Origin of the sequence: Pseudonocardia sp. TRM90224, assembly GCF_021245725.1 — a bacterium.
Classification (GTDB): Bacteria; Actinomycetota; Actinomycetes; order Mycobacteriales; family Pseudonocardiaceae; genus Pseudonocardia.
The window spans coordinates 1-25,979 of sequence record NZ_JAJGSX010000047.1; the positions used below are offsets into that span (position 1 = coordinate 1).

Below are 25,979 nucleotides of genomic sequence, written 5' to 3' on the forward strand. Positions count from 1 at the left end.
TCCCCAACCCTTGGGCGACGGCGCGAACGGCACTCTCGATCGGCCAACGCCAGGAACCTCGGGCGCCGGTCCACCGCAGTGGCTGCGGCGATTCACCTGACAGCCACGTTCAGGCCCTGTGGGGCAGGAAAGTGGCTTTCCCGTCCTCACGACAGAGCCGCGAGGGCGCGGGTCAGGCCAGCGCCACGCGCAGCTGGGCCGCGCACTCCTCGACCGACCGCCCCGCCGTGTCGATCACGACGCGGTCGGTCGCCCACGGCTCGTAGGTGCGCTGCTGGATGTCCGCCCAGGTCGGCAGGGTGTGGTCGGGGATGTCGACGGTGCGCGTGCGGGCCCGCCGTTCGTGCTCGACGGGGTCGGAGCAGACGAACTCGACGTCGACGCACTTCGCCCCGCCGCGATCGGCGACGTCGTGCCAGCTCTCGCGGGTGACGGCGAGCGCGTTGACCGACTCCGCGAAGACGGTGAACCCCTGCCGCAGCAGGTCCCCGGCCAGCGCGTACCCCGCGCAGTAGCCGAGCGGACCCACCTCGGCACCGGCGCGGGCGATCGCGTTCTCGATGGTGTCGATCCGCACGTAGGGCGCGGACATCTCGTTGGCGACGGCGCGACCCACCGTCGACTTCCCCGTCGCCGGCAGCCCGGAGATCGTGACCAACAGGCTCATCGCTCGTCCTCGCTGTCGCAAATGTGCTACCCACCGTCGATGGAGCACATCATCGTCCCGGAGCTGCGGGGCTTCGAAGACCGGTGGACGTTCTCGCACGCCGTCCGGCACGGCGGCCTGCTGCACCTGTCCGGGGTCACCGGCACGCGCGCGGACGGTCAGGTGGTGTCCGACCCAGCCGAACAGTTCGAGCAGGTGTTCCGCCACCTCGAGCTCTACCTCCGCGCGGCGGGCGCGCAGCTCACCGACATCATCGAGATGACGAGCTACCACGTCGGCCTCAGGGAGCACCTCGACGCGTTCATGGCCGCCAAGAGCCGCCACATCCGGCACCCCTACCCGGCGTGGTCGGCCATCGGTGTCGCCGAGCTGATCACGCCGGGCGCGCTGGTCGAGGTCCGGGTGATCGCGGCCGACCCGCGCTGACGCCCGATGGGTCACCTTTTGCCTCCCACCTGCGTCGGATGGACGACAACACGACGCACCAGCTCGGGGACACGATGGAGACCGACATGACCTTCCAGCGCGAACGCCGCCAACTGCTCGCCATCGCGTTCCGCATACTCGGCTCGACCGCCGACGCGGAGGACATCGTGCAAGAGGCATGGATCCGGTATGCCCGCGCCGATCTCGACACCATCGAGAACGTCGCCGCCTGGCTGACCACCGTCGTCACCCGGCTGTGCCTCGACGTGCTGCGCCGGGCGCACGAGCAGCCCGCCGAGCTGCCCGATGAGCCCGACGACGGGAGCGGGCCGGCCGAGACCGCGCTGCTCGCGAGCGAGCTGACCAGCGCATTCGTGGTCGTCATGGAGCGGCTCACACCACCGCAACGGGTCGCGCTGATCATGCACGATGTCTTCGGTGCGCCGTTCGACGAGATCGCGCACGTGCTCGACACGACGCCCGGCTCGGCCAAGAAGCTGGCCAGCCGGGCGCGCGGCCGCGTCCGCGGCGCGACCGCGCCGGCTACGGCCGATCCCGGCGCGACGCGCGAGGTGGTCGGCGCCTTCCTGCACGCCGCGCAGCGCGGCGACGTCGATGCGCTGCTGGGTGTACTGGCCCCCGACGTGACGCGCACCGCGGATCCGCAAGCCGTCCCGGCCGGCGCCGCGCTGCAGGTGCGCGGCGCCCGCACGGTCGCCGAGCAGACGCGGAACTTTGCCGCGGCGGCACGGCTGGCCCGGCTCGTCGTGATCGACGGTGAGCCGGGCCTCGCGCTGCGGTCGGGCGGGCACGTGCGGCTGGCCATCACGTTCCACGTGGTGGCCGACCGGATCGAGCGGTACGACGTCGTCGCGGATCCGCGCCGGCTCGCCCTCCTGAACATCGAGGACTGAGCGGTGGACGGCGCCGCAGTCGTGGTCACGCTGGTGACCGTCGCGATGAACGTCGGGATCGCCGCCGCCGACCTGTCGAGGGCCGGGTTCGTGCTGGCGAACGCCGGGCAGCTGGGCCTCCCGCCCTCGATGCTGCCGGGGTTGGCCGCGCTCAAGCTGGCCGCCGCGGCCGGGTTGGTGCTGGGCCTGCTCGGGATCCCGCTGGTCGGGGAGGCCGCAGCGATCGGGCTGGTGGTCTTCTACGTCAGCGCCGTCGCCGTCCACGTGCGGGAGAAGGTCCTGTACAACCTCGCCTTCCCCGGCACGTTCCTCGCCGCGGCCGTGGCCACCCTCGTCCTCACGATCGCGAACTAGGCTCCAGCCACGGCACCTCGGAGAGGACGGATCCGGTCTCCAGGAACGACTTCAGGTTGGCCAGCACACCCGGCCACGTCGCCGCGGAGCCCGCCCGCTCCTCCTCGTCGCGGTAGTTGCCGTCGGTGACGGTGAGCCGGGTGATGCTGCCGTGCGGCTCGATGTCGAACGTCATGACACCCGGGCCGTTGGGCCGGGTCTCACCGGGGCCGGCGCCGTCGAGCACGAGCCGCCGCGGCGGGTCGCTCTCCAGCACGGTGCCGATGATGTCGGCGACGCCGGAGCCGTCGGTGCGCCGGTGCTCCCACGACGACCCGACCTCCCAGTCGGAGACGTTGCCGTGCCCCCACCACTGCCCGGAGAGGGCGGGATCGGTGATCGCCTCCCAGACCTTCTCCGGTGTGCTCTCGATATACGTGACGTATACGAACTCGGGCTTGCTCATCTGCTGTCCCTCCGCGTGTCGGCGGACCGCGCTCAGCGTGCGCAGCCGCGGACGCTCGAACTTGTCGATCCAGCGCTCCTGGATCTCCTGGAGCGGGACGGGGTTGAGGTAGTGCAGCTTCTCCCGCCCGCGCTTGACCGTGCTGATCAGGTTCGCCGCTTCGAGCACGGCGAGGTGCTGCGTCGCGGACTGGCGGGCCATGTCGAGGTGCTCGCACAGCTCGCCCAATGTCTGCCCGTTGTTCTCGTGGAGCAGGTCGAGCAGGTGGCGCCGGCTCGAATCGGCCAGGGCCTTGAAGACCTTCTCCATCTCTGCGGGCACGTCGGCCACTTTATGCAGGTATTTGCCTGCATGTCAACAACGCCACCGCGGCGGGATCCTCGACGTGCGCGTTGTGCCCCAGCCCCGGCAGCTCGACGGGATCGGGGACGATCGCGCGGAGCTGCTCGGCGGCGACCATCGGGTCGCGCTCCCCACGGGCCAGCACGACGGGCACCGGCGAGGCCGTGACCAGCGCGGACACCCCGGGCTCCCCGACGCCGAAAGCCGTGGGGTCGAGCGCGGTGCACCAGCCGTCGCCATCACGGACCACGCCTGCTTCGACGGTCGCGGGGGCGACCAGCCCGGTCAGCCCGGCCACCTTGAGGTGCCGCTCGACGGCTTCCTCCCGCGTCGCGAACCGCATCGGCGGACGCTGCGCCATCGCCGCCGCCCTGGCCAGCTCCTCGGCGCTCCAAACGACCTTGATGCCGAGCCCGATCACCGCAATGACACCGGGCCGCGCGGCGAGGTGCAGCCCGACGACGCCACCGAACGAGTGCCCGAGCACCACCGTCCCGGCGGGATCGACGAGATCGGCGACGGCGTCGGCGACCGCGGCGAACGTGTACGCGGGCAGCGGTGCCGTCGCGCCGTGTCCTGGCAGGTCCGGCGCCGTCCAGGCACCCGGCAGGTGCGCGGCCACCCCCGCCCAGACGTCCGCCGTCGCCCCGAGCCCGTGCAGCATCAACACCGTCGGCCCACCCGCACCACCACGCAGCACCCGCATGGCCGACAGCATCCCGAATCTCAGGCGCTGACGGGGGCCAGGTTCTGCCGGCAGGCCTCGGCGTAGGCGACGGGGGTCATGCCGATGGCACGCGTGAAATCGCGAATGAAGTGCGACTGGTCGAAGTAGCCCAGCTCGGTCGCGACGTCCGCCCACTGGCGGCGGTGGTCGTCGGCGAGCACAGCGGCCGCCTCGTGGAGCCGGTAGCGGCGCAGCACCCACTTCGGGCTCACGCCGACGTACCGCGCGAACAGCCGCTGCAACGTGCGCGGCGTGATCGCGAAGCGCTGGGTGACGTCCTCGACCCTGCTGATCGTGCGGTCGTGCAGCAGCGCGGCGACGATCTCGCCGACGAACCGGACCTGCGGATCGTCGGGCGGCCACCTGGCGCGCAGGAACTCCTCGACGAGCGCGATCCGCCGATCCGTGCGCTCGTCGGCGTCCATCGCCCTCGCGAGCGCGGCCGCCGACGGCCCCCACAGCTGCTCGGCGGGCAGCACCCGCCGGGTGATGTCGCCGACCGGGCGGCCGAGGAACGGCAGGAAGCCACCCGGACGGAACTTCACCCCGAACACCCTGCCGGCACCTCGGTAGACGTAGGTGAAGCGCTCCTCGCCGACGCCGGAGATCGCGAGCCGCCCGGCGTCGAGTACGAGGTTGACGCACGGGTGCGGCAGCAGCGTGATCGACGCCTCCCGGCCGGGCGGGAGCTCCCACGACACCACCCAGTGGCGCTCGACGAGCGAGGCGAGATCGGCCGCCGGCGGGAACCGCTCGAGCAGGTGGTGGGACTGCTCGGCGAAGCCGGAACGCACGCCGAGGACGCCGTACTCGCTGGTGGTGGCGATCTCGGGGCCGTTCATGGCAACAGGATGCCCGCTCACACCGACAACATTCCGCATCATTGACAACTTTTATTGTCGGTGCGACAGTCGTCCCGTGCAGGAGCTCACCGTCATCGCCGACCCGGCCGCGGCCGGAGTCTCGCTCGACCCGATCCGGGCCCGGCTGCTCGCGGAGCTGGTCGAGCCGGGCTCGGCCTCGACGCTCGCCGCGAAGGTCGGGCTGGCCCGGCAGAAGGTCAACTACCACCTCCGGACCCTCGAGGAGCACGGCCTCGTCGAGCTCGTCGAGGAGCGACGCAAAGGCAACATGACCGAGCGGGTCATGCAGGCGACCGCAGCGAGCTACGTGATCTCGCCGGCCACGCTCGGCGCGATCGCGCCCGACCCGGGCCAGGCCCCCGACCGGCTCTCGGCGCGCTGGCTCGTCGCCGTCGCCGCACGCACCGTCCGCGAGGTCGGCGAGCTGCTCGCCGGCGCGCGCCGGGCCGGCAAGCGGGTGGCGACGTTCGCCATCGACGGCGAGATCCGCTTCGCCACGGCGGCCGACCGCGCCGCGTTCGCGGAGGAGCTCGCCGACGCCGTGACGGCGCTGGTCGGCAAGTACCACGACGAGACCGCACCCGGCGGGCGGCCGCACCGCGTCGTCGTCGCCGTCCACCCCACGACACCTCCGACGGAGAAGCCATGACCGACCGCAAGCTGGAGAAGACGATCGAGCTGGCCGCCGACCCCGAGGCGGTCTGGGAGGCGATCGCAACCGGCCCCGGGATCTCTGCGTGGTTCGTGCCGAGCGAGACCGAGCAGCGCGCCGGCGGCGCGATCGTGCAGCGGTTCGGCGGCGGGTTCGACGAGACGGGGCGGATCACCGCGTTCGAACCCGGCCGCCGGTTCGCATACGGCGCCGCCGAGCCGCCCCCGGACGGCGCCGCGAACTACGCCTTCGAGTTCCTCGTCGAGGGCCGCGACGGCGGTGGGACCGTGCTGCGGTTCGTCCAGAGCGGGTTCCTGGAGACCGGCTGGGAGGACGAGTACAACAGCTTCGACGCCGGATGGGCGCTGTTCTTCGGCAACCTGCGGGTATACCTCGAGCATTTCGCCGGTATGCCGGTGCGCACCGTCGTCGCGATGGGTTACACGCCCGGGAGCGCAACCGACGTGTGGCCGCAGATGCATCGCGCACTGGGCCTCTCCGGACGACCGGCCGTCGGCGACGACGTCACGCTCGCGCCCGACGGGCCGGCGCCCATCACCGGAGTCGTCGACGTCGCGAACGACGAGTTCCTCGGCGTGCGCTCGGCCACCGGCCTGCACCGCATCGGCGCGGAGGGCGAGCACGGCTGCGGGGTGAGCGCCTACCACTACTTCTACGGCGACCCGGTGGACGTCGACGCACTCACGACCGAGTGGCAGAAGTGGCTGGCCGCGCAGTTCCCGCCACCCGCTGAGTGACACGAAGTTCCCCACCGTTTTGGGCACTTGCGCGCGTTTTCGGCGCGCATCCACCCAAAACGGTGGGGAAGTTGCGGTCAGTGGCCGAGGTGCATGGCCTCGAGACGGCGGATGCGCTCCTCGAGCGGAGGGTGGGTGGAGAACAGCCGGCTGAGCTGCTCCCCCGCCCGGAACGGGCTCGCGATCATCAGGTGCGACTGCGCGACGAGCTGCGGCTCCGGCGGCAACGGCGCCAGCTGGGTACCGCGCTGCAGCTTGCGCAGCGCCGACGCCAGCGCGAGCGGGTCGCCCGTGAGCTGGGCGCCGCTCGCGTCGGCCTGGTACTCGCGCGAGCGGCTGACCGACATCTGGACGACGGCGGCGGCGACCGGTCCGAGCAGCGCGATCAGGATCATCGCGAGCGGGTTGGGCCGGTCGTCGTCGCCACCGCCGAAGAGGCCGGCGAACATCGCCATGTTGGCCATGAAGCTCACCATCGACGCGAGCGCACCGGCCACCGAGGAGATCAGGATGTCGCGGTTGTAGACGTGCGACAGCTCGTGCCCGAGCACGGCACGCAGCTCCCGCTCGTCGAGCAGGGAGAGCAGGCCCGTCGTCGCGCAGACGGCGGCGTGGCGCGGACTGCGACCGGTCGCGAACGCGTTGGGCGCGTCGGTGGGGCTGATGTAGAGCTGCGGCATCGGCTGCCGGGCAGCGGCGGACAGCTCGCGCACGATCCGGTACATGCCCGGGTGCTCGGCCTGTGTGACGGGCCGGGCGTGCATCGCCCGCAGCGCGAGCTTGTCGGAGCGGAAGTACGCGTAGCCGTTCAGCGCCAGCGCGAGCACCAGCGCGATGACCAGACCTCCGCGGCCGAAGAACGACCCGACGAGCAACACCAGCGCGCTCATCACACCGAGCAGCACCGCTGTCTTGAGCCCGTTCACCTGCCTGTGCACTGCAACCGTCCTTCCACGTCCCCGCTGCTCAACGAGCCACGGACGAGTGGTGTTCCGGTTGTGCCCACACCTGGGTCACCAACCGCGCAGGTCCACCGGCCAGGTCTCGATCACCTCGCCCTCGACGGCCGCCGATCCGCTGACGAGGTGCATGCGCTCGTGAAGCGCGACGGTCGGGTCGATGTGCGCCGGCACGACGTGCACCCGGTCGCCGACCGCCACTGGCGCGTCGGGCGCGAAGACGGTGTGCTCGTCAGAGCAGAACCAGACCTGCCCGCCGAGCACCGTCGGGTTGCCGTGGTCCATGCCCAGCGCCTTGAGCCCCAGGTCGGCGACGGCCCACCCGGGCATCTCGCCGGACGGTGCCGTCACCGAGATGACAGTGGCCAGCACGGTCAGCGACTGCCGGAACGGCAGCCCCGCCTTTGTATACGCAGTGTCCATCAGCGCGTACGAGCCGGCCTGGATCTCGGTGACCCACGTGTTCACCGCGTACGTGCCGGTGCCACCGCCCGTCACCAGCTCGCCGCCGACGTCGGCGTGCGCTGCGAGCAGCTTCGCCATGCACTCCTCGGTGAGCTTCGCGCGCTCGGCGACGTCCTCCAGCATCATCAGGTGGCCCTCGTAGCCCATGACGCCGCGGACCACGAGCCCGGCAGCCCGGGCCGCATCGGCCAGCGCACCGGCCCGGTCGGGGGCGATCCCGCAGCGCGGCAGGCCGACGTTGACGTCGACGACGACCTCGCGCACCCCACCCGCGACGGCCGCGGCGAGCGTTGCGTCGGAGTCGATCGCGAGCGTCACCCGCGCGCCGGCATCGAGCAGCGGCCCGATGCGCCTGGCGTCGGCGACCTCGTTGGCCAGCAGGAGGTCCTCGCCGAGCCCGGCCGCGACCATGCCTTCGACCTCGCGGATCGTGGCGCAGGTGAAGCCGCGGTGGCCGGCCGCGAGCTGCCGCTTGGCCAGCTCGGTGGTCTTGTGCGCCTTGACGTGCGGGCGCAGCCGGTCGCCGGGCAGCGCGGCGGCCATGTCCGCCAGGTTCGCTTCGAACGCGTCGACGTCGACGACGAGCGCCGGCGTGGTCAGCTCGTTGATGTTCAACCGAGTACTCGTTCCAGGTAGGCGTTGGTGAAGCGGCGTTCGGGGTCGACGCGGTCGCGCAGCGAGACGAAAGCGTCGAACTCCGGGTAGCTCGCGCGGAGGTCCGCGGAGGTCCGGGTATGCAACTTGCCCCAATGCGGGCGTCCGCCCAACCCCGCCAGCGCCGACTCGACGGCGCCGAAGTACGCCTCGTGTGGCTGCCCGCGGTAGACGTGCACGGCGATGTAGGCGCTGTCGCGGCCGCTCGCCGTGGAGAGCGGGATGTCGTCGGCCGCCGCGAACCGCACCTCGACGGGGAACGTGACGGCGCGGGCGTGCCGTTCGGCCGCGGCGCGCATGCCGTCGAACGCCTCCCGGATCGCCTCGCGGGGCACCGCATACTCCATCTCGACGAACCGGACGCGGCGCGGGCTGGTGAACACCTCGTACGAGCGGTGGACGTACTCCGACGCGGCGAACTGCCCCGCGACCAGCCCGTTGAGCCGCGGCACCAGGCGGGGCGCGAGCTTCCCGACCCGGCAGACCACCTCGAAGGCGCCGTTGCCCACCAGCTCGTCGCCGACCCACTCCGCGACGCGGCCGCGTTCGGGGCCGGCGGCCTCGGTGCGGTTGTTGCTCTTGGTCGCCGCGACGGCGGTGTGCGGGAACCAGTAGAACTCGAAGTGCTCGTTCGAGGCGACGTGCTCGTCGAGGTCGGCCAGCACGCCGTCGAGGGGCACCGCCCGCTCGACGGCGTGCAGCCTGAACGCCGGAACGGTCTGCAGCGTGACACCGACGACGACCCCAAGCGCCCCGAGGCCGACCCGCGCTGCGCTGAACAGCTCCGCGTTCTCCGCCGGGGAGCACATCACGACCGACCCGTCGGCCAGCACCATCTCCAGCCCGCGGACCTGCGCGGCGATGCCGCGGAAGGTCGCTCCGGTGCCGTGGGTGCCGGTCGAGATCGCGCCGGCGACGGTCTGCGCGTCGATGTCGCCGAGGTTGGGCAGGGCCAGGCCGCGTTCCCAGAGCAGCGTGTTGAGCCTGCGCAGGGTCATCCCCGCCGGGACGGTGACCAGCTCACCGTGCACCCGCACCAGCCGCTCGTCCGAGGGCACCTGCAGCGCGATCCCGTCGGGCACGCCGATCGCGGTGAACGAGTGGCCGGAGCCGATCGCCTTGACCCGCAGCCCGTCGACGGCAGCGGCCTTCACCGCATCGACGACGTCGGCGGTGCTGTTCGCGACGACCGTGCGCAGCGGGTCGGTCCGCTGGTTGCCCGCCCAGTTCCGCCACGCCATGCCCGCCTCCGGTGGTTCGGCTCGCATCAGGGTGCGATGTGGAGCACACTGTGTCAAGCGTCCGGGACAGTTGACCCAGAGCGGCGCGGTCGGGAGGTCATGACCATGGCACGGGTGCCGGCGCAGGTGCGTCGCAAGCAGCTCGTCGACGCCGCGTTCCGGGTGATCGGCAAGGAGGGCTTCGCCGCCGCGACGACCCGCCGCATCTGCGCGGAGGCCGGCGCCTCGCTCGCGGCGTTCCATTACTGCTTCGACTCGAAAGAAGAGCTGCTCGTCGAGCTGACCAGGCAGACGCAGGCCGAGCTGACCAGCCGGCACGCCGCGGAGGTCGAGATCGGCGGCTCGGTGGCGGCGTCCGTCCGCGCCACGCTGCGCGGCTACTGGGAGACCGTCGAGGAGGACCCCAACCGCGAGTCCGTACTGATGGCGCTCACCCAGCACGCGCTGCACGAACCGGCGCTGGCCGGCGTCGCCGCACAGCAGTACGTCGAGTACCACCGCGTGGCGCAGGAGTCGCTGGAACGGATCGCGGCGGCGTGCGACGTCAGCTGGACGTTGCCGGTGGAGCAGGTCGCGCGCATGCTCGTCGTCGTCACCGACGGCGTGACGCTCGCCTGGCTCGTCGACGGCGACCGCGACGCCGCCCTCACGGCGCTGGACGCGTTCGCCGACGGGCTCGCCCGGTTCGCCGAGCCCGCCCACTAGCCGAAAGTTCCCCACCGTTTTGCCAACCTGCACGGGCAAAACGGCGTGCAGGTTGGCAAAACGGTGGGGAAGTTACGGGTTGACCTCGCGGCGCGCCTGGCGCTCGGCGCGGGCGGCGGCGACCTCCTGCGCACGGCCGTGCCGGGTGAAGTGCTCCCGCGCCACGATGACGAACAGCGCCGACGCGCGCGCGGCGACCGGGCCGTCCTCGGCGTCGAGCCGGGCCTCCCCGCTCACCCACAGCTTGCGACCCTCGCGCCCGTCGACCGTGCAGCGCAGGTGCAGCGTCGAGCCGACCGGCACCGGCCTGCGGTACTCGGTCTGCAGGCTCGCGGTGACGGCCGGCTCGCGGATGAAGACCTGCAGCGTGCCGAGCGCGTCGTCGAACGCGGTGGCGATGAGCCCGCCGTGGGCGAGCCCCGGCGCGCCCTGGTGCTGCGGCTCGACGGTGAACGTGCCGTGGATCGTGAGGCCGTCGCCGGTGCGGAACCGCAGGCGCAGCCCGCCCGCCAGCTCCCCGCAGCCGAAGCAGCCGGAGTAGTGCATCGGCAGATCGGTGCCCGGCGGCGGCGAGTCGGGGTGCGGAGCAGGCACGACGGCTTCGGTGGGGACGGCCAGAGTCACTACTCGACGGTAACTCGTCGCCGCCCGACGTAGTAGTCGGTCGGTCAGGCGCCGTCCACTTCGACGCTGAGGGCCGACCAGTCGGCCCAGGTCTGCAGGCGCGCCGCGTAGATCTCCCGGATGTCCCCGTACGGCTGGCTGCCGAGGATGACGCGCAGCGGCGGGCGCTCCGAGTCGACGATCTTCAGCAGGGCGGGGCCGATGGTCGCCGGGTCCAGCCACTTGATCTCGAACCCGGCGATCGCCGCGCGGAGGCCGTCGTAGGCGGGTTCGGGAGCGGAGAGCGTGGCGGAGGAGCCGCTCCAGTCGGTGGCGAACCCGCCGGGCTCGACGATGGTGACCTTGATGCCGAACGCGGCCACCTCCTGCGCGAGCGACTCGCTGAAGCCCTCGAGCGCGTACTTCGACGCGTGGTAGCCGCCGAGCAGCGGGAAGGACACGACGCCACCCGCGCTGGAGATCTGCACGATGTGCCCGCTGCCCTGCTCACGCAGGTACGGCAGGACCGCCTGGGTCACCCACAACGCGCCGAACACATTGGTTTCGAACTGGTCGCGGACGGCCTGCTCGGTGATCTCCTCGATGGCACCGAACAGCCCGAATCCCGCGTTGTTCACGACGATGTCCAGCCGGCCGAAGTGCTCGGCCGCCCGCTTCACCGTCTCGGTGACGGCGGCTCGGTCGGTCACGTCCAGCGGCAGCGGCAGGATCGCGTCGCCGTACTCCTCGACCAGGTCGGCCAGGGTGTCGATGTTCCTCGCGGTCGCCGCGACCCGGTCGCCGCGCTCCAACGCGGACTCCACGAACCGCCGACCGAAACCGCGGGAGGAACCAGTGACGAACCAGATCTCAGGCATGAGCTCGACCTCGTTTGTGTTGTATGCGCCAGATGTCCGAAACCGTAACCTCGATTTCGGTGACAGTTCCAATAAATGGTTCTGATCAGTCCGAGAACCTGAGGAGGGTCGCTCGATCCGTCCTGGTCGCGTGACGGCCGCAACGCGCGCGACATAGGGTCGCGACATGGCCACGGACGTCCGCAAGACGATCACCGACCGGGTCGCCGTCCTCACGGTGTCGAACCCCGAGCGGCGCAACGCGATGAACATCGAGCTCTCCCGGAAGCTCGTCGACGCCGTGCACGCCGCGGAGAGCGACGACGGTGTCGGCGCGATCGTCGTCACCGGCGAGGACCCGGCCTTCTGCGCCGGCGGCGACCTCGCGGAGCTCGCGACGGCCGATCCGGCGACCCTGCGGACGGTCTACGCGGGCTTCCTCGCCGTCGCGGAGTCACCGCTGCCGACGATCGCGGCCGTGAACGGTGCGGCGGTCGGCGCGGGGCTCAACCTCGCGCTCGCCTGCGATCTGCGGCTCGCCGGCCCACGCGCGAAGTTCGACGCGCGGTTCCTGCAGCTCGGCCTGCATCCCGGCGGTGGGTACACGTGGATGGCGCAACGTGTGCTCGGCGCGCAAGGCGCCGCCGCGATCACGCTGTTCGGTGAGGCCGTCGACGCCGCCGAGGCCGAACGGATCGGGCTCGTGCACAGGGTCGCGGAAGACGTCGTCGCGGCTGCCGTCGAGCTCGCGGCGCGTGCTGCCGCCGCCCCGCCGGGGCTGGTGCGCACCACGAAGGCGACGCTGCGGCTCACCGCCGGGATGTCGACGCAGGCCGAGGCCGTGGAGGTCGAGGTGCGGGCCCAGGCGGAGTCGGTGCGCTCGCCCGAGTTCCAGGAGCGGCTGGCCGCGCTGCAGGCCAAGATCCGAAGCTCTGCGTGAAACGTGCTGTTTCAATCGAGCGATCAGTGATGTGTGACATGCAACAGGGTGCTGCGACACCCGGGCGCACCGAGAGTTAACCTCGAAGTGCACCCTGAGCACGCCCCGTCGACCCGAGGACCGACCTCGAATGACTTCTGACACCGCCGTCGACCCATCCCCTGCAGAGTCCGGCGGCGGTCGTGAGGTACTCACGCGCGACCGCGTCGTCATCCGGTTCGCCGGCGACTCCGGCGACGGCATGCAGCTCACCGGCGACCGCTTCACGTCGGAGACCGCTGCCTTCGGCAACGACCTCTCGACGCTGCCGAACTTCCCCGCCGAGATCAGGGCGCCTGCCGGGACGCTCCCGGGTGTGTCGTCGTTCCAGCTGCACTTCGCGAACTACGACATCCTGACCCCCGGCGACCGCCCCGACGTGCTGGTCGCGATGAACCCGGCGGCGCTGAAGGCGAACATCGCGGACCTCCCGCCCGGCGGCGTGCTGATCGTCAACACCGACGAGTTCACGAAGCGGAACCTGACGAAGGTCGGCTACGAGTCGAACCCGCTCGAGGACGATTCGCTCACCGAGCAGTTCCAGGTCCACCCCGTCGCGATGGCCACGCTCACCCGCGGCGCGCTGGAGGAGACCGGGCTCTCGAAGAAGGACGCCGAGCGCGCGAAGAACATGTTCGCGCTGGGACTGCTCTCCTGGATGTACCACCGCCCGAGCGAGGGCACCGAGCGCTTCCTGCGCGAGAAGTTCGCGCGCAAGCCCGACATCGCCGAGGCCAATATCCTCGCCTTCCGGGCAGGTCACGCCTACGGGGAGACGACGGAGTCGTTCGCCGTCACCTACGAGGTCGCGCCGGCCCCGCTGCCGACCGGCACTTATCGTCAGATCACCGGTAATACGGCGCTGGCGTACGGGATCGTGGCGGCCGGGCAGGTCACGGGCCTGCCGGTGTTCCTCGGCTCGTACCCGATCACGCCGGCGTCCGACATCCTGCACGAGCTGTCGAAGCACAAGGCGTTCAACGTCACGACGTTCCAGGCGGAGGACGAGATCTCCGGCGTCGGCGCCGCACTGGGCGCGGCGTTCGGCGGCGCGCTCGGCGTCACGACGACGTCGGGGCCGGGGGTCTCGCTGAAGTCGGAGACGATCGGCCTCGCGGTGGCGCTCGAGCTGCCGCTGCTGGTCGTCGACGTACAGCGCGGCGGGCCGTCGACCGGCCTGCCGACCAAGACCGAGCAGGCCGACCTGCTGCAGGCGATGTTCGGCCGCAACGGCGAGGCGCCGCTGCCGATCATCGCGCCGCGCAGCCCCGGCGACTGCTTCGACGCCGCGGTCGAGGCCGTCAAGATGGCCGTCAAGTACCGCACGCCGGTGATGGTGCTCTCCGACGGCTCGCTGGCCAACGGCTCCGAGCCGTGGCGGGTGCCGTCGGTCGACACGCTCGGCACGCTCGACCCCGAGTTCGCCACCGGGCCGAACGCGCCCGACGGCTCCGACGAGTTCTGGCCCTACCTGCGCGACAGCGAGACGCTCGCCCGGCCGTGGGCGATCCCCGGCACGGCCGGCCTCGAACACCGCATCGGCGGGCTGGAGAAGGCCGACGGCCGGGGCTCGATCTCGTACGACCCCGACAACCACGACCGGATGGTCCGCCTCCGGGCCGCCAAGATCGACGGCATCCCGGTGCCCGACCTCGAGGTCGACGACCCCGACGGCGACGCCGAGCTGCTCGTGCTCGGCTGGGGCTCGACGTACGGCCCGATCGGCGCCGGTGCACGCCGCGTGCGGGCGCTGGGCCGCAGCGTCGCGCAGGCACACCTGCGCAACCTGAACCCGCTGCCGGCGAACCTCGGCGAGGTGCTCGCCCGCTACCGCACAGTGCTCGTCCCCGAGATGAACCTCGGGCAGCTCTCGCTGCTGATCAGGGGCAGGTACCTGGTCGACGCCAAGAGCTACACCAAGGTCTCCGGCCTGCCCTTCAAGGCCGAAGAACTGCAGGACCTCTTCCTGGACTACCTCAACGGGGTGCAGACGTGACCACGATCGACCTGGGACTGCCGCAGCTCGGCGGCCTCGACGGGGTTCCGACCACGGACGACAAGCAGACGGCCAAGGACTTCACGTCCGACCAGGAGGTCCGCTGGTGTCCGGGTTGCGGCGACTACGCCGTGCTCGCCGCCGTGCGCCAGTTCCTGCCCACACTGGGGATCAAGCGCGAGAACACCGTGTTCGTCTCGGGCATCGGGTGCTCGTCGCGATTCCCGTACTACCTGAACACCTACGGGATGCACTCGATCCACGGGCGCGCCCCGACGATCGCCACCGGTCTCGCCGTGACCAGGCAGGACCTTTCGGTGTGGGTCGTCACCGGCGACGGCGACGCGCTCTCCATCGGCGGCAACCACCTGATCCACGCGCTGCGCCGCAACGTCAATCTGAAGATCCTGCTGTTCAACAACCGGATCTACGGGCTGACGAAGGGCCAGTACTCGCCGACGTCCGAGGAAGGGAAGATCACCAAGTCGACGCCGTTCGGCTCGGTCGACCACCCCTTCAACCCGATCTCGCTCGCGCTCGGCGCCGAGGCGTCGTTCGTCGGCCGGGCGCTCGACTCCGACCGCAAGGGCCTCACCGAGGTGCTCGGCGCCGCGGCCGCGCACCGCGGCAGCGCGCTCGTCGAGATCTTCCAGGACTGCCCGATCTTCAACGACGGGTCGTTCGACGTGCTGCGCAAGGGCGACGACGCCGCCAAGCGGGTCATCTCGGTCCGCCACGGCGAGCCGATCCGCTTCGGACCGGTCACCGACGACGGCGTCGGCAGCTACGCGGTCGTCCGCGAAGGTTTCGGGCTGCGGGTGGCGAAGACCGACGAGATCGACGAGTCGGAGATCGTCGTGCACGACTCGGCCGACCTGAACCTCGCGTTCGCGCTCTCCCGGCTGTCCGACCAGGACCTGACGCACACCGTCACGGGCATCTTCCGCAACGTCGGCCGCACGACGTACGACGACGCCGTCCGCGCGCAGGTGAACCACGAGCGGGAGACCAGGCAGGCCGACCTGCAGGCGCTGCTCAACGGGCGCGACACCTGGACCGTCGCCGGATAGAGCCGAACAGAAACGCAGCGGCCCCGGCCGCTTATCCTGCGACCGGGGCCTGACTCGGCAGCGAGTCGATTCCAGATATCGGTGCTGCCTCCGATTTCGAGCTGCGTAGATCCCCCACCACTGGTCGCTCGGGTCAACTTCACGAAGGCGTGCTCTGCCATTGAGCTATCAAGGCATGGTTGGAGCCTTGACCGGGGGTCGAACCCGGAACCCACCTAAGATCGCCCGCGCGGGTAGATGCGAAGGATGCAGTTGTCTCGTTCAGCTTGGAGCGTTGCCAACTTGACGTGCCCGGCGCCTCTACCAATTGGGCCACGCCGGCCTGAGGTGCCGGCGGCAGGATTCGAACCTGCACTGAACGGGCGGTGACTCGACTTCATCTTTGCGACTGATCTTCAGCTTGCGCTCCTGACGCGGTACGGAACGTAGCACGGTCCCGCACCGCGTCAGAAGCCGATAAACATCAGGCGAAGATGTAGGACAGGATGCCGCTGCCGACCTCGGGGCGCACTGCCTCGGCCCGGTTCGCCTGCTCGCGCGCGACGTGCACGGCGCGGCGCAGGGCCTGCACGCGCTGCACGATCTCGGCCCGGCGGGCGATCGGGACGGCCCCGGACAGCTTGGTGGTCGTCCACACGCCGACGACGACGTTCTCCTGGTAGGTCGTCGCCTGGGCCGGGTGCTTGTCGGTGGCCGGGACGATGATCATGCTGCGCGGCTGCTGCACCTGCCGTGCCGTCTGCACCGGCGTGGAGCGGTAGACACCGCGCGGGTCGTCGAGCGTCCACTCCGTCGCCGGGTCGAGCGTCGGCAGCTTCGATGCGAACGTCTGCAGGTGCTCCAGCTGCTTGTCGAGCCAGATCAGGTACGGAACCGGGGCGGACGCGACGAGAACCTGCTCGCCGACCCGGACATCGGCAACAGCCGCGCCCTCGGCGGCACCGGGACCATTCGTGAAATCACGAGCCGCGGTGATGTCGAAGAGCCGGACCATCAATTCCTGCGTCGCCGTGATCATCTCGGTGACGGTGGCCTGAACCCGCACACCTTCGGGCGGGAGCTGCTCGCCCCCGTCGACGGCCGGCTGGTAGACGCGCTCGATCCCTTCGAGCATCGCGGGCTTCTGCAGGGCGTGATAGGCCGTGGTGAGCGCGCGCTCGGTGTCGCGACGGACGTCCTTTTCGATTGCGACGATCTGGTTCAGGTACTTCACGATCCCTCATCCCCCATTGAACGCCGGTGCCAGCCGGCCCCGGTCCCTCCGATCGTCGCATGAGGATTCCACCCGTTTTACGGCGGCGGTCACCGGCGGGGCCGGGTTCGAGGAGGGCAGGAAAGCCACTTTCCTGCCCTGTGAGGGCCGGAAAGTGGCTTTGCTGCCCTTGCATGCGAAACGCATACACCCCGCCCGCGGGTGCGTCGGCCCGCCGCGCGGGCTAGCGCTTGCGTTCGGGCGGGACGTCGGCGGGGCCGGCCTGCGCCGGGATCTCGGGCGGGGTGGCTTCGCCGACGCCGAGGCGGTCGAGCGCGTCGTTGGCCGATGCGGCCGGGCCCTGCCGGTCGACGACGGGCAGCTCCCCGGTCTCGGTGACGTCGAGCGCGGCGAGGGCCGGGTCGACCGGCGGCGCCGCGGGTCGCGACTCCTCCCGGCGCTGCAGCGGCGGGGGCGGCATCGTTGAAGGCGGCTGTGCCGGGGCCTGCCGGCCCTCCTGCGGTGTCTCCTCGCGCGACTTGAAGACCGGCAGCGGTGCCCACTCGGCGTGCCCCACGGGCGGCTCGGCCGCCCGCAGCGGCCGCACGAACATCAGCCACGTGACCGCGGAGCCGGCCAGGAACGCGATCACGCACAGGACCCAGACCTGACCGATGAGCCAGACCATGTCTCCTCCTACGAAACGCTGATCTCGACGCGACGGCTCGCCGCTGCCGAGTCGAGCTGGTTGGCGGCACCGCGGCCGGTCGCGGTGATGCGCGCTCGGTCGACGCCGCCCGCGACGAGCGCCTCGGCGACGACGGCCGCGCGGCGCTGCGAGAGGTCCACCGCCGTCTCCGGCGATCCTGGCGTGTCCGCGACGTAGCCGTCGAGCGCGACCCGCGCGGTGGGCTGGGCGACCAACAGCTCGGTCACCCGACGGACGGTGGCTGCGGGAGCTTCCGTGAGCTCGTCGCTGTCGGCGGCGAACGTGATCGGCGCGGCCTTGATGGCCTCCGCGATCCCGGTCGTCAGCAGCTGGGCCGCGGCGGGGTCCAGCGCAGTGCTGGTGAGCGGCGCGGCCGTCGGGACGGCGGCGGTGGGCGCGGTGCCCGGCGGTGAGGCCTGGACGACCTCGGCCGTCCCGATCCGGACCGCGCGCACGCCCGGCACGGAGGCGGCGACCTCGGCGGCCGAGCGGCCGGCGCCGATCGGGATGTTGTCGAGCCGGACGTCCCGCCCGTCGACGGACACGACGACAGGCCCCAGCCCGCGGTCGCTGAGCGCGGCCTCCGTGTCGGCCCGCAGGGTGCTCTCCAGCTGCGGGCCGGGCCACGCCTGCGCCAGGTATGCCAGTACTGCCGGGACCACGAGCAACGCGAGCACCCAGATCACGACCGCGCGGAACCGGCGTCCGGAGCCAGCGTCGACCACCGGACCTCCTCTGCGCTCGTCCACAGGCGACGCGAGAAACGTCATGCATCAGCGTCACGCGCCGATCACGGCGAGATAACAAAACGCTACTCGTGATCTCGCAATGCGCAACTCACCGTGCCGAAAGCGTCAACTCACCGTGCCAGATGTGTCGACTCACCGTGCTGGAAGTGGCGACTCACCGGGCTGGAAGTGTCGACTCAACCCGTCCTGTCGACCACGTAGGTGGTGAGGGCCGCGAGGGCGTCGTTGGCGGGGCAGGCGGGGAGTTTGCCCAGCTCCGCTCGGGCGGCGGCGGCCTGGGCGGCAAGGACGTCGCGGGCGCGGTTGAGGCCGGCTGCGCCGCGGAGCAGCTCCAGCGCCTCCTTCACCTCGGCCTCGTCGACGATGGGGCGGGCCAGCAGCGTCCGCAGCCGGTCGGCGGCCGGGCCCTTCTCCTGCAGCGCGTAGAGCATGGGCAGCGTGTGGATGCCCTCGCGCAGGTCGGTGCCGGGGGTCTTGCCGGAGCTGTCCGACGCCGAGGCGATGTCGATGATGTCGTCGGAGATCTGGAACGCCGTGCCGATCACGGCGCCGAACCGGTGGAGCGACTCGATGTGCTCGGGCGGGCAGCCGCCGAACATGCCGCCGTAGCGGCCGGCGGTGGCGATCAGCGAGCCGGTCTTCTCCGCGATCACGGTGAGGTAGTGCTCGACCGGGTCCTCGCCGGGCTGCGGGCCCTTGGTCTCGCGCATCTGCCCCGTGACCAGCTCCGCGAACGTCTCCGCGATGATCCGGACCGCCTCCGGGCCCAGGTCGGCGACCATCCTCGACGCGTGGGCGAAGAGGAAGTCGCCGGTGAGGATCGCGACGGTGTTGTCCCAGCGCAGGTTGGCGCTCTCGGCGCCGCGCCGCATGGTCGCCGAGTCCATGACGTCGTCGTGGTACAGCGTCGCCAGGTGGATCAGCTCCACCACGGCGGCGGCGATGATGACGGACTCGGAGTCGGACTTCGGGCCCATGTGGGCACCGAGCAACGTGAACAGCGGCCGGAATCTCTTGCCCCCGGCCTCGATCAGGTGCATCGAGGTTTCGCTGACGAACTGGTAGTCGCTGCGCACCTCTCGGTGCAGCAGCTCCTCGACCCGTTGCAGCCCCGCTTCGGTCGCCGCACCCAGCTCGGGATCGACGACCTCGACACCCGTTATCGCGTTCACGCCCCCTAGCCTACGAAGCCGCTGCTGCCGGCCCACCCCAAGGCCAGTGTTGGGAGGATCCCGAGCAGCAGGGTGACCAGCACTCCGAGCGTGATGGCGGCCGTCGTGAACGCCCCGGGGACGGTGACGCTCGGCCCGTCGGCGGCCGGTTCGCTGAAGTACATCATCACGATGACGCGGAGGTAGAAGAACGCCGCGACCGCGCTCGCCACCAGCGCGACGATCACAAGCGGGCCCATCCCGTCGCCGAGAGCTGCCGCGAAGACGGCGAACTTCGCGGTGAATCCGCTGGTCAGCGGGATGCCGGCAAGCGCGAGCAGCAGGAACGTCATCACCGCGGCCACGATCGGCGAGCGCTTCGCGAGCCCGGCCCACTGCGAGAGGTGCGTCGCCTCGCCGTCGGCGTCGCGCACGAGGCTGATCACGCCGAACACCGCGAGCGTCGTGAAGCCGTACGCGAGCAGGTAGAACAGCGTGCCGGAGACACCCTGCTCCGTGATGGACATCGCACCGAGCAGCAGGAAACCGGCGTGCGCGATCGACGAGTACGCCACCATCCGCTTCACATCGGTCTGGGTGAGACCGATCACAGCACCGATGACCATCGACGCGATCGCGACGGCCCACAGCACCCCGCGCCACTCCCAGCGGGTGTCGCCGAACGCGACGTACAGCACACGCAGGATCGCGCCGAACGCCGCGACCTTCGTGCAGGCCGCCATGAACGCCGTGACGGGCGTCGGCGCGCCCTGGTAGACGTCGGGCGTCCAGGTGTGGAACGGGCCGACGGAGCCCTTGAACAGCAGCCCGACGACGAGCAGCGCGAGCCCGCCGAGCAGCAGCGAGTCGGACTTCGCCGAGCCGGCCGCCGCGGTGGCGATGTCGGCGAGTTTCACCGAGCCCGCGTAGCCGTAGAGCAGCGCGAGCCCGTAGAGGAAGAACGCCGAGGCGAACGCGCCGAGCAGGAAGTACTTGACCGCCGCCTCCTGCGAGAGCAGGCGCCTGCGGCGGGCGAGCCCGCACATCAGGTACAGCGGGAGGCTGAGCACCTCGAGCGCGACGAACATCGTCAGCAGGTCGTTCGCGGCGCAGAACGTCATCATCCCGGCGAGTGCGAACAGCGTGAACGGGAAGACCTCGGTCTGCATCGTCGGGGCCTGCCCGACCATGCCGTACGAGCGGTCCTCGGGGTCGTCGACCGGCCCCCCGTTCACACCGCCGCCGACCGCCGCCCGCGACGCCGCGGAGGCCACGAAGGCCCCTCCGGGCTCGACGGAGCGGTCCGCGATCAGCAGGATGCTGCCGAGCCCCAGCGCGAGCAGCGTGCCCCAGAGGAACAGCGTGGGGCCGTCGATCGCGAGGGCGTCGGCGAGGGTGGTGGTGCCGATCGGCTCGCCGCCGGCGTAGAGGCCCAGCGAGAGCCCCGCGACGCCGATCGTGAGGATCGACAGCGCCACCTGCGCCGGCCAGCGCTGGTGCCGCGGGAGGAACGCCTCGACGAGCACCGCGATGCACGCGCCGCCGAGCACGACGAGCAGCGGCAGGATCGCCGCGTAGTCGATCGGCGGCGGGTCGAGCCTTGCCGGACCTTGGGCGAGTACAGCGCCTTCGGTGAGTACAGCGGAGAGCGGGCTCACTGGGACAGTCCTCCCACCGGGTCGGGAAGACCCACTTCATGGAGCGTGGCCATCACCGACGGGGTGATGACGTCGAGCACCGGGCCGGGGAAGAACCCGAGCACCAGCACGAGCACGATCAGCGGGGTCAACACGGCGATCTCACGACCGGAGAGGTCGGGGAAGCCGGTGCCGGCCTTCTTGGCCGCGACGTCCGGGTCGATCATCGCCCCCGGGCCGCCCGCCGGCTCCAGCGCGCCGAGCACGGCGCTGCCGCGCAGCGGACCCTGCATCGTGCGCTGGTAGACCCACAGGACGTAGAGCGCGGCGAAGATGATGCCGACGGTGGCCAGGATCGTGTACACCGGCTGGCGCGGGTAGGAGCCCACGAGCACCAGGAACTCGCTGATGAACGAGTTCGTGCCCGGCAGCGCCAGCGATGAGAGGCCGGCCACCAGGAACGTCCCCGCCAGCAGCGGGGCGACCTTGTGGACGCCGCCGTAGTCGGCGATGAGCCGCGAGCCGCCGCGCGCGATGACGAGCCCGACGACGATGAACAGCATCCCGGTCGAGATGCCGTGGTTGACCATGTAGAGCGTGGCGCCGGCGAAGGCCTGCGACGAGAACGCGAAGATCCCCAGCGCGATGAACCCGAAGTGGGCGATCGAGGTGTAGGAGACGAACCGCTTCATGTCGCTCTGCCCGACCGCGAGCAGCGCGCCGTAGAGGATCCCGATCACGGCCAGCGTCAGCACGAGCGGCGCAAGCCGCTGCGACGCCAGCGGGAACAACGGGAGGCAGTACCGCAGGAAGCCGAACGTGCCGACCTTGTCCAGCACGCCGACGAGCAGCACGCCGGCCCCGACGGGCGCCTCGGCACCGGCGTCGGGCAGCCAGGTGTGGAACGGCACCAGCGGCGCCTTGATGGCGAACGCCACGAAGAAGCCGATGAACAGCCAGATCTGCGTGGTCTCGTCGACGCTCGCGGCCATCCGCTGCAGCTCGACCCAGGTGAACGTGGCCTGGCCGAGCTCGGCGCCGCTGACGACGTACAGCCCGATCACCGACGCGAGCATGATCAGCCCGCCGAACAGCGAGTACAGGAAGAACTTCACCGCCGCGTACTGCCGGCGCGGCCCGCCGAAGCGGCCGATCATGAAGTACATCGGGACCAGCATGGCCTCGAAGAACACGTAGAACAGGAAGACGTCAGTGGCCGCGAAGACGCCGACGAGCAGGCCCTGGGTGGCCAGCAGCAGCGAGAAGAACCCCGCGGCCGTGCGGCCCTCGGGGAGCTTCTCCTCCCACGAGAAGCCCATGACGATCGGCACCAGCACCGCGATCAGCGCGAGCATGACGAGCGCGATGCCGTCGACGCCCAGCGCGAACGACGTGCCGAACGCCGGGATCCACGGCACCGAGAGCTCGAGCTGGAAGCGCGGCGCGCCCTCGGCGATCGAGTACGAGAACCAGGTGACGGCCGTCAGCACCAGCGAGGCCAGCGCGAACGCCAGCGCGACGAGCTTCGCGGTCGCGGCGTTGTTCTTCAGCGGTGCGACCACCAGCGCGCCGACGAGCGGCAGCACCAGCAGGATCAGGAGCAGCACACTTCCTCCAGTACTCATTGCTCGACCCTGACAAGCAGCTCTCGCGTGCTCATGCGAACCGCACCGCCAAGAGCGCCGCGACCACGAGCACGGTGCCGCCGAGCATGGAGAGCGCGTAGGACCGGACGAAGCCGGTCTGCAGGCGTCTGAGCCGTCCGGAGCTGCCGCCGAGCATGGCGGCCGTCCCGTTGACGACGCCGTCGACGCCGCGGTTGTCGACGTAGACCAGCGCGCGCGAGAGCCACACGCCCGGGCGGGCGATGAGCGCCTCGTTGATGGCGTTGGCGTAGAGGTCGCGGCGCGCGGCGCGGACCGGCAGCGACACCGGCTCCGGCCGCTCGACCGGTGTGGGCCGCCCGCCGACGACGAGCAGCGCGATCAGCACGCCCAGCGCGGAGAACCCGACGACGATCCACGGCACGATCTCGTGCGGCAGCGCGCCGCCCGCGGCGTGCTCCTCCAGCTCACCCAGCGAGGGTGCGAGCCAGTCGATGAGCACGTGGCCGTTGGAGAGCAGGAAACCCGCCCCGATCGAGCCGAGCGCCAGCACGATCATCGGCGCGGTCATCGAGATCGGCGACTCGTGCGGGTGGTAGTCCCTGCCGTCGGCCGACTTGAGCTTCTCCCAGCGCTTCTCGCCGAAGAACGTCATGAGCACCAGCCGGGTCATGTAGAACGCGGTGAGCCCGGCCGCGAGCGTCGCGGCACCGCCGAAGGCCCAGCCCTGCCAGCCCGGCTCGGCGAACGCGGCCTCGATGATCGCGTCCTTGGAGAAGTAGCCGGAGAGGAACGGGAAGCCGATCAGCGCGAGGTAGCCGAGCCCGAACGTGATGAACGTGATCGGCATGTACCTGGCGAGCCCGCCGTAGCGGCGCATGTCGACGTCGTCGTTCATGGCGTGCATGACCGAACCGGCGCCGAGGAAGAGCCCTGCCTTGAAGAAGCCGTGCGTGAGCAGGTGGAAGATGCCCAGCGCGTAACCGGCCGGCCCGAGCCCGACGGCCAGGAACATGTAGCCGATCTGGCTGACCGTCGAGTACGCGAGCACCTTCTTGATGTCGTCGTAGGCGCAGCCGATGATCGCCCCGATCAGCAGGGTGACCACCCCGACCAGGGCGACGACCAGCCGGCCGGTCGTGGTCAGGTCGTAGATCGGGTGCGTGCGGGCGATCAGGTAGACGCCCGCGGTGACCATCGTCGCCGCGTGGATCAGCGCCGAGACCGGGGTCGGGCCCTCCATGGCGTCGGGGAGCCACGCCTGCAGCGGGAACTGGCCGGACTTGCCGCACGCGCCGAGCAGCAGCAGGACGGTGATCGCGATGAGCACGCCGGCGTCGAGGGTCCCGATGTTCTCGAAGACCTCCGTGTACTGGACGGTCCCGAGGTTGGTCCACAGCAGGAAGATCGCGATGGCGAGCCCGACGTCACCGACGCGGTTCATCAGGAACGCCTTCTTGGCGGCGGTCGCCGCGGACGGGCGGTCCTGGTAGAAGCCGATCAGCAGGTACGACGCCAGGCCGACGCCCTCCCAGCCGAGGTAGAGCATCACGAAGTTGTTGCCGAGCACCAGCACGAGCATCGCCGCGACGAACAGGTTCAGCTGCGCGAAGAAGCGCCGCCGCCCGGGGTCGTGGCCCATGTAGCCGGTCGAGTAGATGTGGATCAGCGACCCGACACCGGTGATCAGCAGCACGAACGTCAGCGAGAGCGGGTCGAGCCGCAAGCCGAAGTCGACGTGCAGGCCCGCGACGGCGATCCAGTCGAACAGCGAGATCTCGCGGGTGCGCTCCTCGGCCGGCAGGCCGACGGTCTCCAGGAAGATCGCCAGCCCGAGCGCGAACGACGCCACGACGGTCAGCACGCCGAGCCAGTGGCCCCACTTGTTCGCGGCGCGCCCGGCGACGAACAGCACGAGCGCGCCCGCGGCCGGCAGCACGAACAGCAGCCAGGCGAGCGAGGCCATGCCGGTCGCGGGACCGACGTGGGGCAGCTCGGAGGTGGTCTCCGCTGCCGCGACCAGCACGTTCAGCGGGGCGTTCACGAGAGACCGCCACGGGGTGCGGCGCGGGGAGGACGACGGCTGGGCACGGGGAGCTCCTTGCGGCTCAGTACTTCAGCAGGTTCGCGTCGTCGACCGACGCGGTCCGGCGGGTACGGAAGATCGACATGATGATCGCGAGGCCGACGACGACCTCCGCGGCAGCCACGACCATCACGAAGAAGGCCATGACCTGGCCGTCGAGCTGGCCGTTGATGCGGGAGAACGTGACGAGCGTCAGGTTCACAGCGTTCAGCATCAGCTCGATGCACATGAACACGACGATGGCGTTGCGGCGCACGAGCACGCCGACCGCGCCGATCGCGAACAGCAGCGCGGAGAGCAGCAGGTAGTACGTGGGGCTCATGACTGCTTGTCCTCGGACTCGGGGCCGGTGGCGCTCTCGGGCTCTTTGCGACCCCCCGTGAGCGCGTGCGCGTCCGGCGGCGGCTCGTCGAAGGCCTCGACCGGGGTGGCGTCGATGATCGCGGAGATGGACTCCGGCGCGATCGAGCCGTCGGGCAGGATCGCCGGCACGGCGACCGAGTTGCCCGTCGCGAAGACGCCGGGGCCGGGCAGCGGGGAGATGCGGTCGTGCTCGCCGCGCAGCCGCGCCTCGACGGTGGCCCGCTGGCCGCGCTTGGCGTGGCCCTTGGACTGCGCGTAGGCCAGCACCATCGCCCCGAGCGCCGCGGTGATCAGCAGCGCCGAGGTGAGCTCGAACGCGAACAGGTACTTGGTGAAGATCAGCGCGCCGAGCCCGGTGACGTTCCCGCCCGAGCCGGCCGAGCCGGCCGCGAGCCCGACCGGCTGCACGGCGGTCAGCGAGCTGCCGACGGCGCCTACCAGCAGTACCGCGAAGCCGAGCCCAAGCACCAGGCCGGCGAGCCGCTGGCCGCGCAGCACCTCGACGACGGAGTCGGAGCTGTCGCGCCCGACGAGCATCAGCACGAAGAGGAACAGCATCATCACGGCGCCGGTGTAGACGATGATCTGCACGAAGCCGAGGAACGGCGCCTGCTGCACGATGTAGAGCACCGCGAGCGCGAGCATCGTCGAGGCCAGCAGCAGCGCGGAGTGCACGGCGTTGCGGGCGAAGACCATGCCCAGCGCGCCGGCCAGGGCCAGCGGGCCGAGGATCCAGAACGTGATGGCCTCACCGGTGCTGACGGCGCCGCCGGCAGCGTCGGCCGCTTGGGCCAGGAGGGTCATGTCGAGG

General features: G+C 70.9%; 27 protein-coding genes. 9 read left to right on the forward strand and 18 right to left on the reverse strand.

From position 1 onward, the window contains the following. Positions 1-172 precede the first annotated feature (172 nt). On the reverse strand, positions 173-667 hold the full coding sequence (locus LL648_RS37125) for an AAA family ATPase (RefSeq protein ID WP_232667550.1): 495 nt from the start codon (positions 665-667) through the stop codon (positions 173-175). A 39-nt stretch (positions 668-706) separates the two neighbouring features. On the opposite strand from LL648_RS37125, the gene LL648_RS37130 reads away from it, so the two are divergent. From LL648_RS37130 to LL648_RS37140, 3 genes are read left to right on the forward strand one after another with little or no spacing between them, the layout of a single operon-like run. Continuing rightward, positions 707-1,093, forward strand: a complete 387-nt coding sequence (locus tag LL648_RS37130; protein WP_232667552.1) for a RidA family protein — start codon at positions 707-709, stop codon at positions 1,091-1,093. A gap of 38 nt (positions 1,094-1,131) precedes the next feature. Further along, positions 1,132-2,007 carry a sigma-70 family RNA polymerase sigma factor gene (locus LL648_RS37135; RefSeq protein ID WP_232667554.1) on the forward strand — a complete coding sequence of 292 codons (876 nt, stop codon included), beginning with the start codon at positions 1,132-1,134 and terminating at the stop codon, positions 2,005-2,007. A 3-nt stretch (positions 2,008-2,010) separates the two neighbouring features. Then, positions 2,011-2,361, forward strand: coding sequence for a DoxX family protein (locus LL648_RS37140; protein ID WP_232667556.1), 351 nt, complete (start codon positions 2,011-2,013; stop codon positions 2,359-2,361). Here the strand turns inward: LL648_RS37140 and LL648_RS37145 are convergent. The 3 genes from LL648_RS37145 to LL648_RS37155 are packed head-to-tail and all read right to left on the reverse strand — an operon-like array spanning position 2,345 to position 4,717. Next, positions 2,345-3,127: an ArsR/SmtB family transcription factor gene (locus LL648_RS37145; protein ID WP_232667557.1), complete on the reverse strand. Its 783-nt coding sequence runs from the start codon at positions 3,125-3,127 to the stop codon at positions 2,345-2,347. The two genes, LL648_RS37140 and LL648_RS37145, sit on opposite strands and share 17 nt — an antisense overlap. Positions 3,128-3,137: 10 nt before the next feature. Then, positions 3,138-3,854: an alpha/beta fold hydrolase gene (locus LL648_RS37150; protein ID WP_232667559.1), complete on the reverse strand. Its 717-nt coding sequence runs from the start codon at positions 3,852-3,854 to the stop codon at positions 3,138-3,140. Between the two features lie 20 nt (positions 3,855-3,874). Further along, a complete protein-coding gene (locus LL648_RS37155) occupies positions 3,875-4,717 on the reverse strand; it encodes a helix-turn-helix domain-containing protein (RefSeq protein WP_232667561.1) in 843 nt (280 codons plus the stop codon). A 76-nt stretch (positions 4,718-4,793) separates the two neighbouring features. Here LL648_RS37155 and LL648_RS37160 point away from each other — a divergent pair, with 76 nt between their 5' ends. Both LL648_RS37160 and LL648_RS37165 read left to right on the forward strand, forming a co-directional pair. Further along, a complete protein-coding gene (locus LL648_RS37160) occupies positions 4,794-5,387 on the forward strand; it encodes an ArsR/SmtB family transcription factor (protein WP_232667562.1) in 594 nt (197 codons plus the stop codon). Beyond that, positions 5,384-6,148 (forward strand): SRPBCC family protein, encoded by a 765-nt coding sequence (locus LL648_RS37165; RefSeq protein ID WP_232667563.1) that lies wholly within the window; start codon positions 5,384-5,386, stop codon positions 6,146-6,148. Before LL648_RS37160 ends, LL648_RS37165 begins: the two co-directional genes overlap by 4 nt. Positions 6,149-6,225: 77 nt before the next feature. Here the strand turns inward: LL648_RS37165 and htpX are convergent, their stop codons facing one another. The 3 genes from htpX to LL648_RS37180 form a co-directional block, all read right to left on the reverse strand. After that, positions 6,226-7,086, reverse strand: coding sequence for a zinc metalloprotease HtpX (gene htpX, locus LL648_RS37170; RefSeq protein WP_232667564.1), 861 nt, complete (start codon positions 7,084-7,086; stop codon positions 6,226-6,228). A 75-nt stretch (positions 7,087-7,161) separates the two neighbouring features. Then, positions 7,162-8,187: an alanine racemase gene (locus LL648_RS37175; protein ID WP_232667565.1), complete on the reverse strand. Its 1,026-nt coding sequence runs from the start codon at positions 8,185-8,187 to the stop codon at positions 7,162-7,164. After that, positions 8,184-9,494 carry a D-arabinono-1,4-lactone oxidase gene (locus LL648_RS37180; RefSeq protein ID WP_232667566.1) on the reverse strand — a complete coding sequence of 437 codons (1,311 nt, stop codon included), beginning with the start codon at positions 9,492-9,494 and terminating at the stop codon, positions 8,184-8,186. Before LL648_RS37180 ends, LL648_RS37175 begins: the two co-directional genes overlap by 4 nt. Positions 9,495-9,572: 78 nt before the next feature. Between LL648_RS37180 and LL648_RS37185 the strand changes: the two genes are divergently transcribed. After that, positions 9,573-10,172 (forward strand): TetR/AcrR family transcriptional regulator, encoded by a 600-nt coding sequence (locus tag LL648_RS37185; RefSeq protein WP_232667568.1) that lies wholly within the window; start codon positions 9,573-9,575, stop codon positions 10,170-10,172. Between the two features lie 72 nt (positions 10,173-10,244). Here the strand turns inward: LL648_RS37185 and LL648_RS37190 are convergent, their stop codons facing one another. Together LL648_RS37190 and LL648_RS37195 are read right to left on the reverse strand one after the other, a co-directional pair. Beyond that, entirely contained in the window at positions 10,245-10,796 is a 552-nt protein-coding gene (locus LL648_RS37190) for a PaaI family thioesterase (protein WP_232667569.1), read from the reverse strand. 44 nt (positions 10,797-10,840) lie between these two features. Continuing rightward, positions 10,841-11,653 carry an SDR family oxidoreductase gene (locus LL648_RS37195; protein ID WP_232667570.1) on the reverse strand — a complete coding sequence of 271 codons (813 nt, stop codon included), beginning with the start codon at positions 11,651-11,653 and terminating at the stop codon, positions 10,841-10,843. A 166-nt stretch (positions 11,654-11,819) separates the two neighbouring features. Here LL648_RS37195 and LL648_RS37200 point away from each other — a divergent pair, with 166 nt between their 5' ends. From LL648_RS37200 to LL648_RS37210, 3 genes are all read left to right on the forward strand, one after another. Then, complete coding sequence (locus tag LL648_RS37200; protein WP_232667571.1) at positions 11,820-12,572, forward strand: enoyl-CoA hydratase; 753 nt, start codon at positions 11,820-11,822, stop codon at positions 12,570-12,572. 130 nt (positions 12,573-12,702) lie between these two features. After that, on the forward strand, positions 12,703-14,607 hold the full coding sequence (locus tag LL648_RS37205; RefSeq protein ID WP_232667572.1) for a 2-oxoacid:acceptor oxidoreductase subunit alpha: 1,905 nt from the start codon (positions 12,703-12,705) through the stop codon (positions 14,605-14,607). Continuing rightward, positions 14,604-15,677 carry a 2-oxoacid:ferredoxin oxidoreductase subunit beta gene (locus LL648_RS37210; RefSeq protein WP_232667573.1) on the forward strand — a complete coding sequence of 358 codons (1,074 nt, stop codon included), beginning with the start codon at positions 14,604-14,606 and terminating at the stop codon, positions 15,675-15,677. Before LL648_RS37205 ends, LL648_RS37210 begins: the two co-directional genes overlap by 4 nt. Before the next feature lie 463 nt (positions 15,678-16,140). Here the strand turns inward: LL648_RS37210 and LL648_RS37215 are convergent, their stop codons facing one another. The 9 genes from LL648_RS37215 to LL648_RS37255 form a co-directional block, all read right to left on the reverse strand. Continuing rightward, positions 16,141-16,890 carry a DUF7873 family protein gene (locus tag LL648_RS37215; RefSeq protein ID WP_232667575.1) on the reverse strand — a complete coding sequence of 250 codons (750 nt, stop codon included), beginning with the start codon at positions 16,888-16,890 and terminating at the stop codon, positions 16,141-16,143. Between the two features lie 223 nt (positions 16,891-17,113). Further along, the gene (locus LL648_RS37220; protein WP_232667577.1) at positions 17,114-17,557 is read right to left on the reverse strand and encodes a hypothetical protein; all 444 of its coding nucleotides are present in this window, start codon (positions 17,555-17,557) and stop codon (positions 17,114-17,116) included. 8 nt (positions 17,558-17,565) lie between these two features. Next, positions 17,566-18,303 (reverse strand): OmpA family protein, encoded by a 738-nt coding sequence (locus LL648_RS37225; RefSeq protein ID WP_232667578.1) that lies wholly within the window; start codon positions 18,301-18,303, stop codon positions 17,566-17,568. Between the two features lie 200 nt (positions 18,304-18,503). Continuing rightward, positions 18,504-19,499: a polyprenyl synthetase family protein gene (locus LL648_RS37230; protein ID WP_232667579.1), complete on the reverse strand. Its 996-nt coding sequence runs from the start codon at positions 19,497-19,499 to the stop codon at positions 18,504-18,506. A gap of 5 nt (positions 19,500-19,504) precedes the next feature. Next, complete coding sequence (gene nuoN / locus LL648_RS37235; RefSeq protein ID WP_374112162.1) at positions 19,505-21,061, reverse strand: NADH-quinone oxidoreductase subunit NuoN; 1,557 nt, start codon at positions 21,059-21,061, stop codon at positions 19,505-19,507. 71 nt (positions 21,062-21,132) lie between these two features. After that, a complete protein-coding gene (locus LL648_RS37240) occupies positions 21,133-22,740 on the reverse strand; it encodes an NADH-quinone oxidoreductase subunit M (protein ID WP_232667581.1) in 1,608 nt (535 codons plus the stop codon). Positions 22,741-22,771: 31 nt separating this feature from the next. Then, a complete protein-coding gene (nuoL, locus tag LL648_RS37245; RefSeq protein ID WP_232667615.1) occupies positions 22,772-24,685 on the reverse strand; it encodes an NADH-quinone oxidoreductase subunit L in 1,914 nt (637 codons plus the stop codon). 142 nt (positions 24,686-24,827) lie between these two features. Beyond that, a complete protein-coding gene (nuoK, locus tag LL648_RS37250) occupies positions 24,828-25,127 on the reverse strand; it encodes an NADH-quinone oxidoreductase subunit NuoK (protein WP_232667583.1) in 300 nt (99 codons plus the stop codon). Next, on the reverse strand, positions 25,124-25,972 hold the full coding sequence (locus LL648_RS37255; protein WP_232667617.1) for an NADH-quinone oxidoreductase subunit J: 849 nt from the start codon (positions 25,970-25,972) through the stop codon (positions 25,124-25,126). Before LL648_RS37255 ends, nuoK begins: the two co-directional genes overlap by 4 nt. Between the last annotated feature and the right edge of the window lie 7 nt (positions 25,973-25,979).

Bases quoted from the DNA above. Each gene is read 5' to 3' on its own strand.
- LL648_RS37185 (WP_232667568.1), top strand. From the start codon at position 9,573: ATGGCACGGGTGCCGGCGCAGGTGCGTCGCAAGCAGCTCGTCGACGCC.
- LL648_RS37165 (WP_232667563.1), top strand. From the start codon at position 5,384: ATGACCGACCGCAAGCTGGAGAAGACGATCGAGCTGGCCGCCGACCCC.
- LL648_RS37240 (WP_232667581.1), bottom strand. From the start codon at position 22,740: ATGAGTACTGGAGGAAGTGTGCTGCTCCTGATCCTGCTGGTGCTGCCG.
- LL648_RS37155 (WP_232667561.1), bottom strand. From the start codon at position 4,717: ATGAACGGCCCCGAGATCGCCACCACCAGCGAGTACGGCGTCCTCGGC.
- nuoL (WP_232667615.1), bottom strand. From the start codon at position 24,685: ATGGCCTCGCTCGCCTGGCTGCTGTTCGTGCTGCCGGCCGCGGGCGCG.
- LL648_RS37125 (WP_232667550.1), bottom strand. From the start codon at position 667: ATGAGCCTGTTGGTCACGATCTCCGGGCTGCCGGCGACGGGGAAGTCG.
- LL648_RS37130 (WP_232667552.1), top strand. From the start codon at position 707: ATGGAGCACATCATCGTCCCGGAGCTGCGGGGCTTCGAAGACCGGTGG.
- LL648_RS37220 (WP_232667577.1), bottom strand. From the start codon at position 17,557: ATGGTCTGGCTCATCGGTCAGGTCTGGGTCCTGTGCGTGATCGCGTTC.
- LL648_RS37195 (WP_232667570.1), bottom strand. From the start codon at position 11,653: ATGCCTGAGATCTGGTTCGTCACTGGTTCCTCCCGCGGTTTCGGTCGG.
- LL648_RS37205 (WP_232667572.1), top strand. From the start codon at position 12,703: ATGACTTCTGACACCGCCGTCGACCCATCCCCTGCAGAGTCCGGCGGC.
- LL648_RS37135 (WP_232667554.1), top strand. From the start codon at position 1,132: ATGGACGACAACACGACGCACCAGCTCGGGGACACGATGGAGACCGAC.
- LL648_RS37180 (WP_232667566.1), bottom strand. From the start codon at position 9,494: ATGCGAGCCGAACCACCGGAGGCGGGCATGGCGTGGCGGAACTGGGCG.
- LL648_RS37200 (WP_232667571.1), top strand. From the start codon at position 11,820: ATGGCCACGGACGTCCGCAAGACGATCACCGACCGGGTCGCCGTCCTC.
- LL648_RS37255 (WP_232667617.1), bottom strand. From the start codon at position 25,972: ATGACCCTCCTGGCCCAAGCGGCCGACGCTGCCGGCGGCGCCGTCAGC.
- nuoK (WP_232667583.1), bottom strand. From the start codon at position 25,127: ATGAGCCCCACGTACTACCTGCTGCTCTCCGCGCTGCTGTTCGCGATC.
- LL648_RS37150 (WP_232667559.1), bottom strand. From the start codon at position 3,854: ATGCGGGTGCTGCGTGGTGGTGCGGGTGGGCCGACGGTGTTGATGCTG.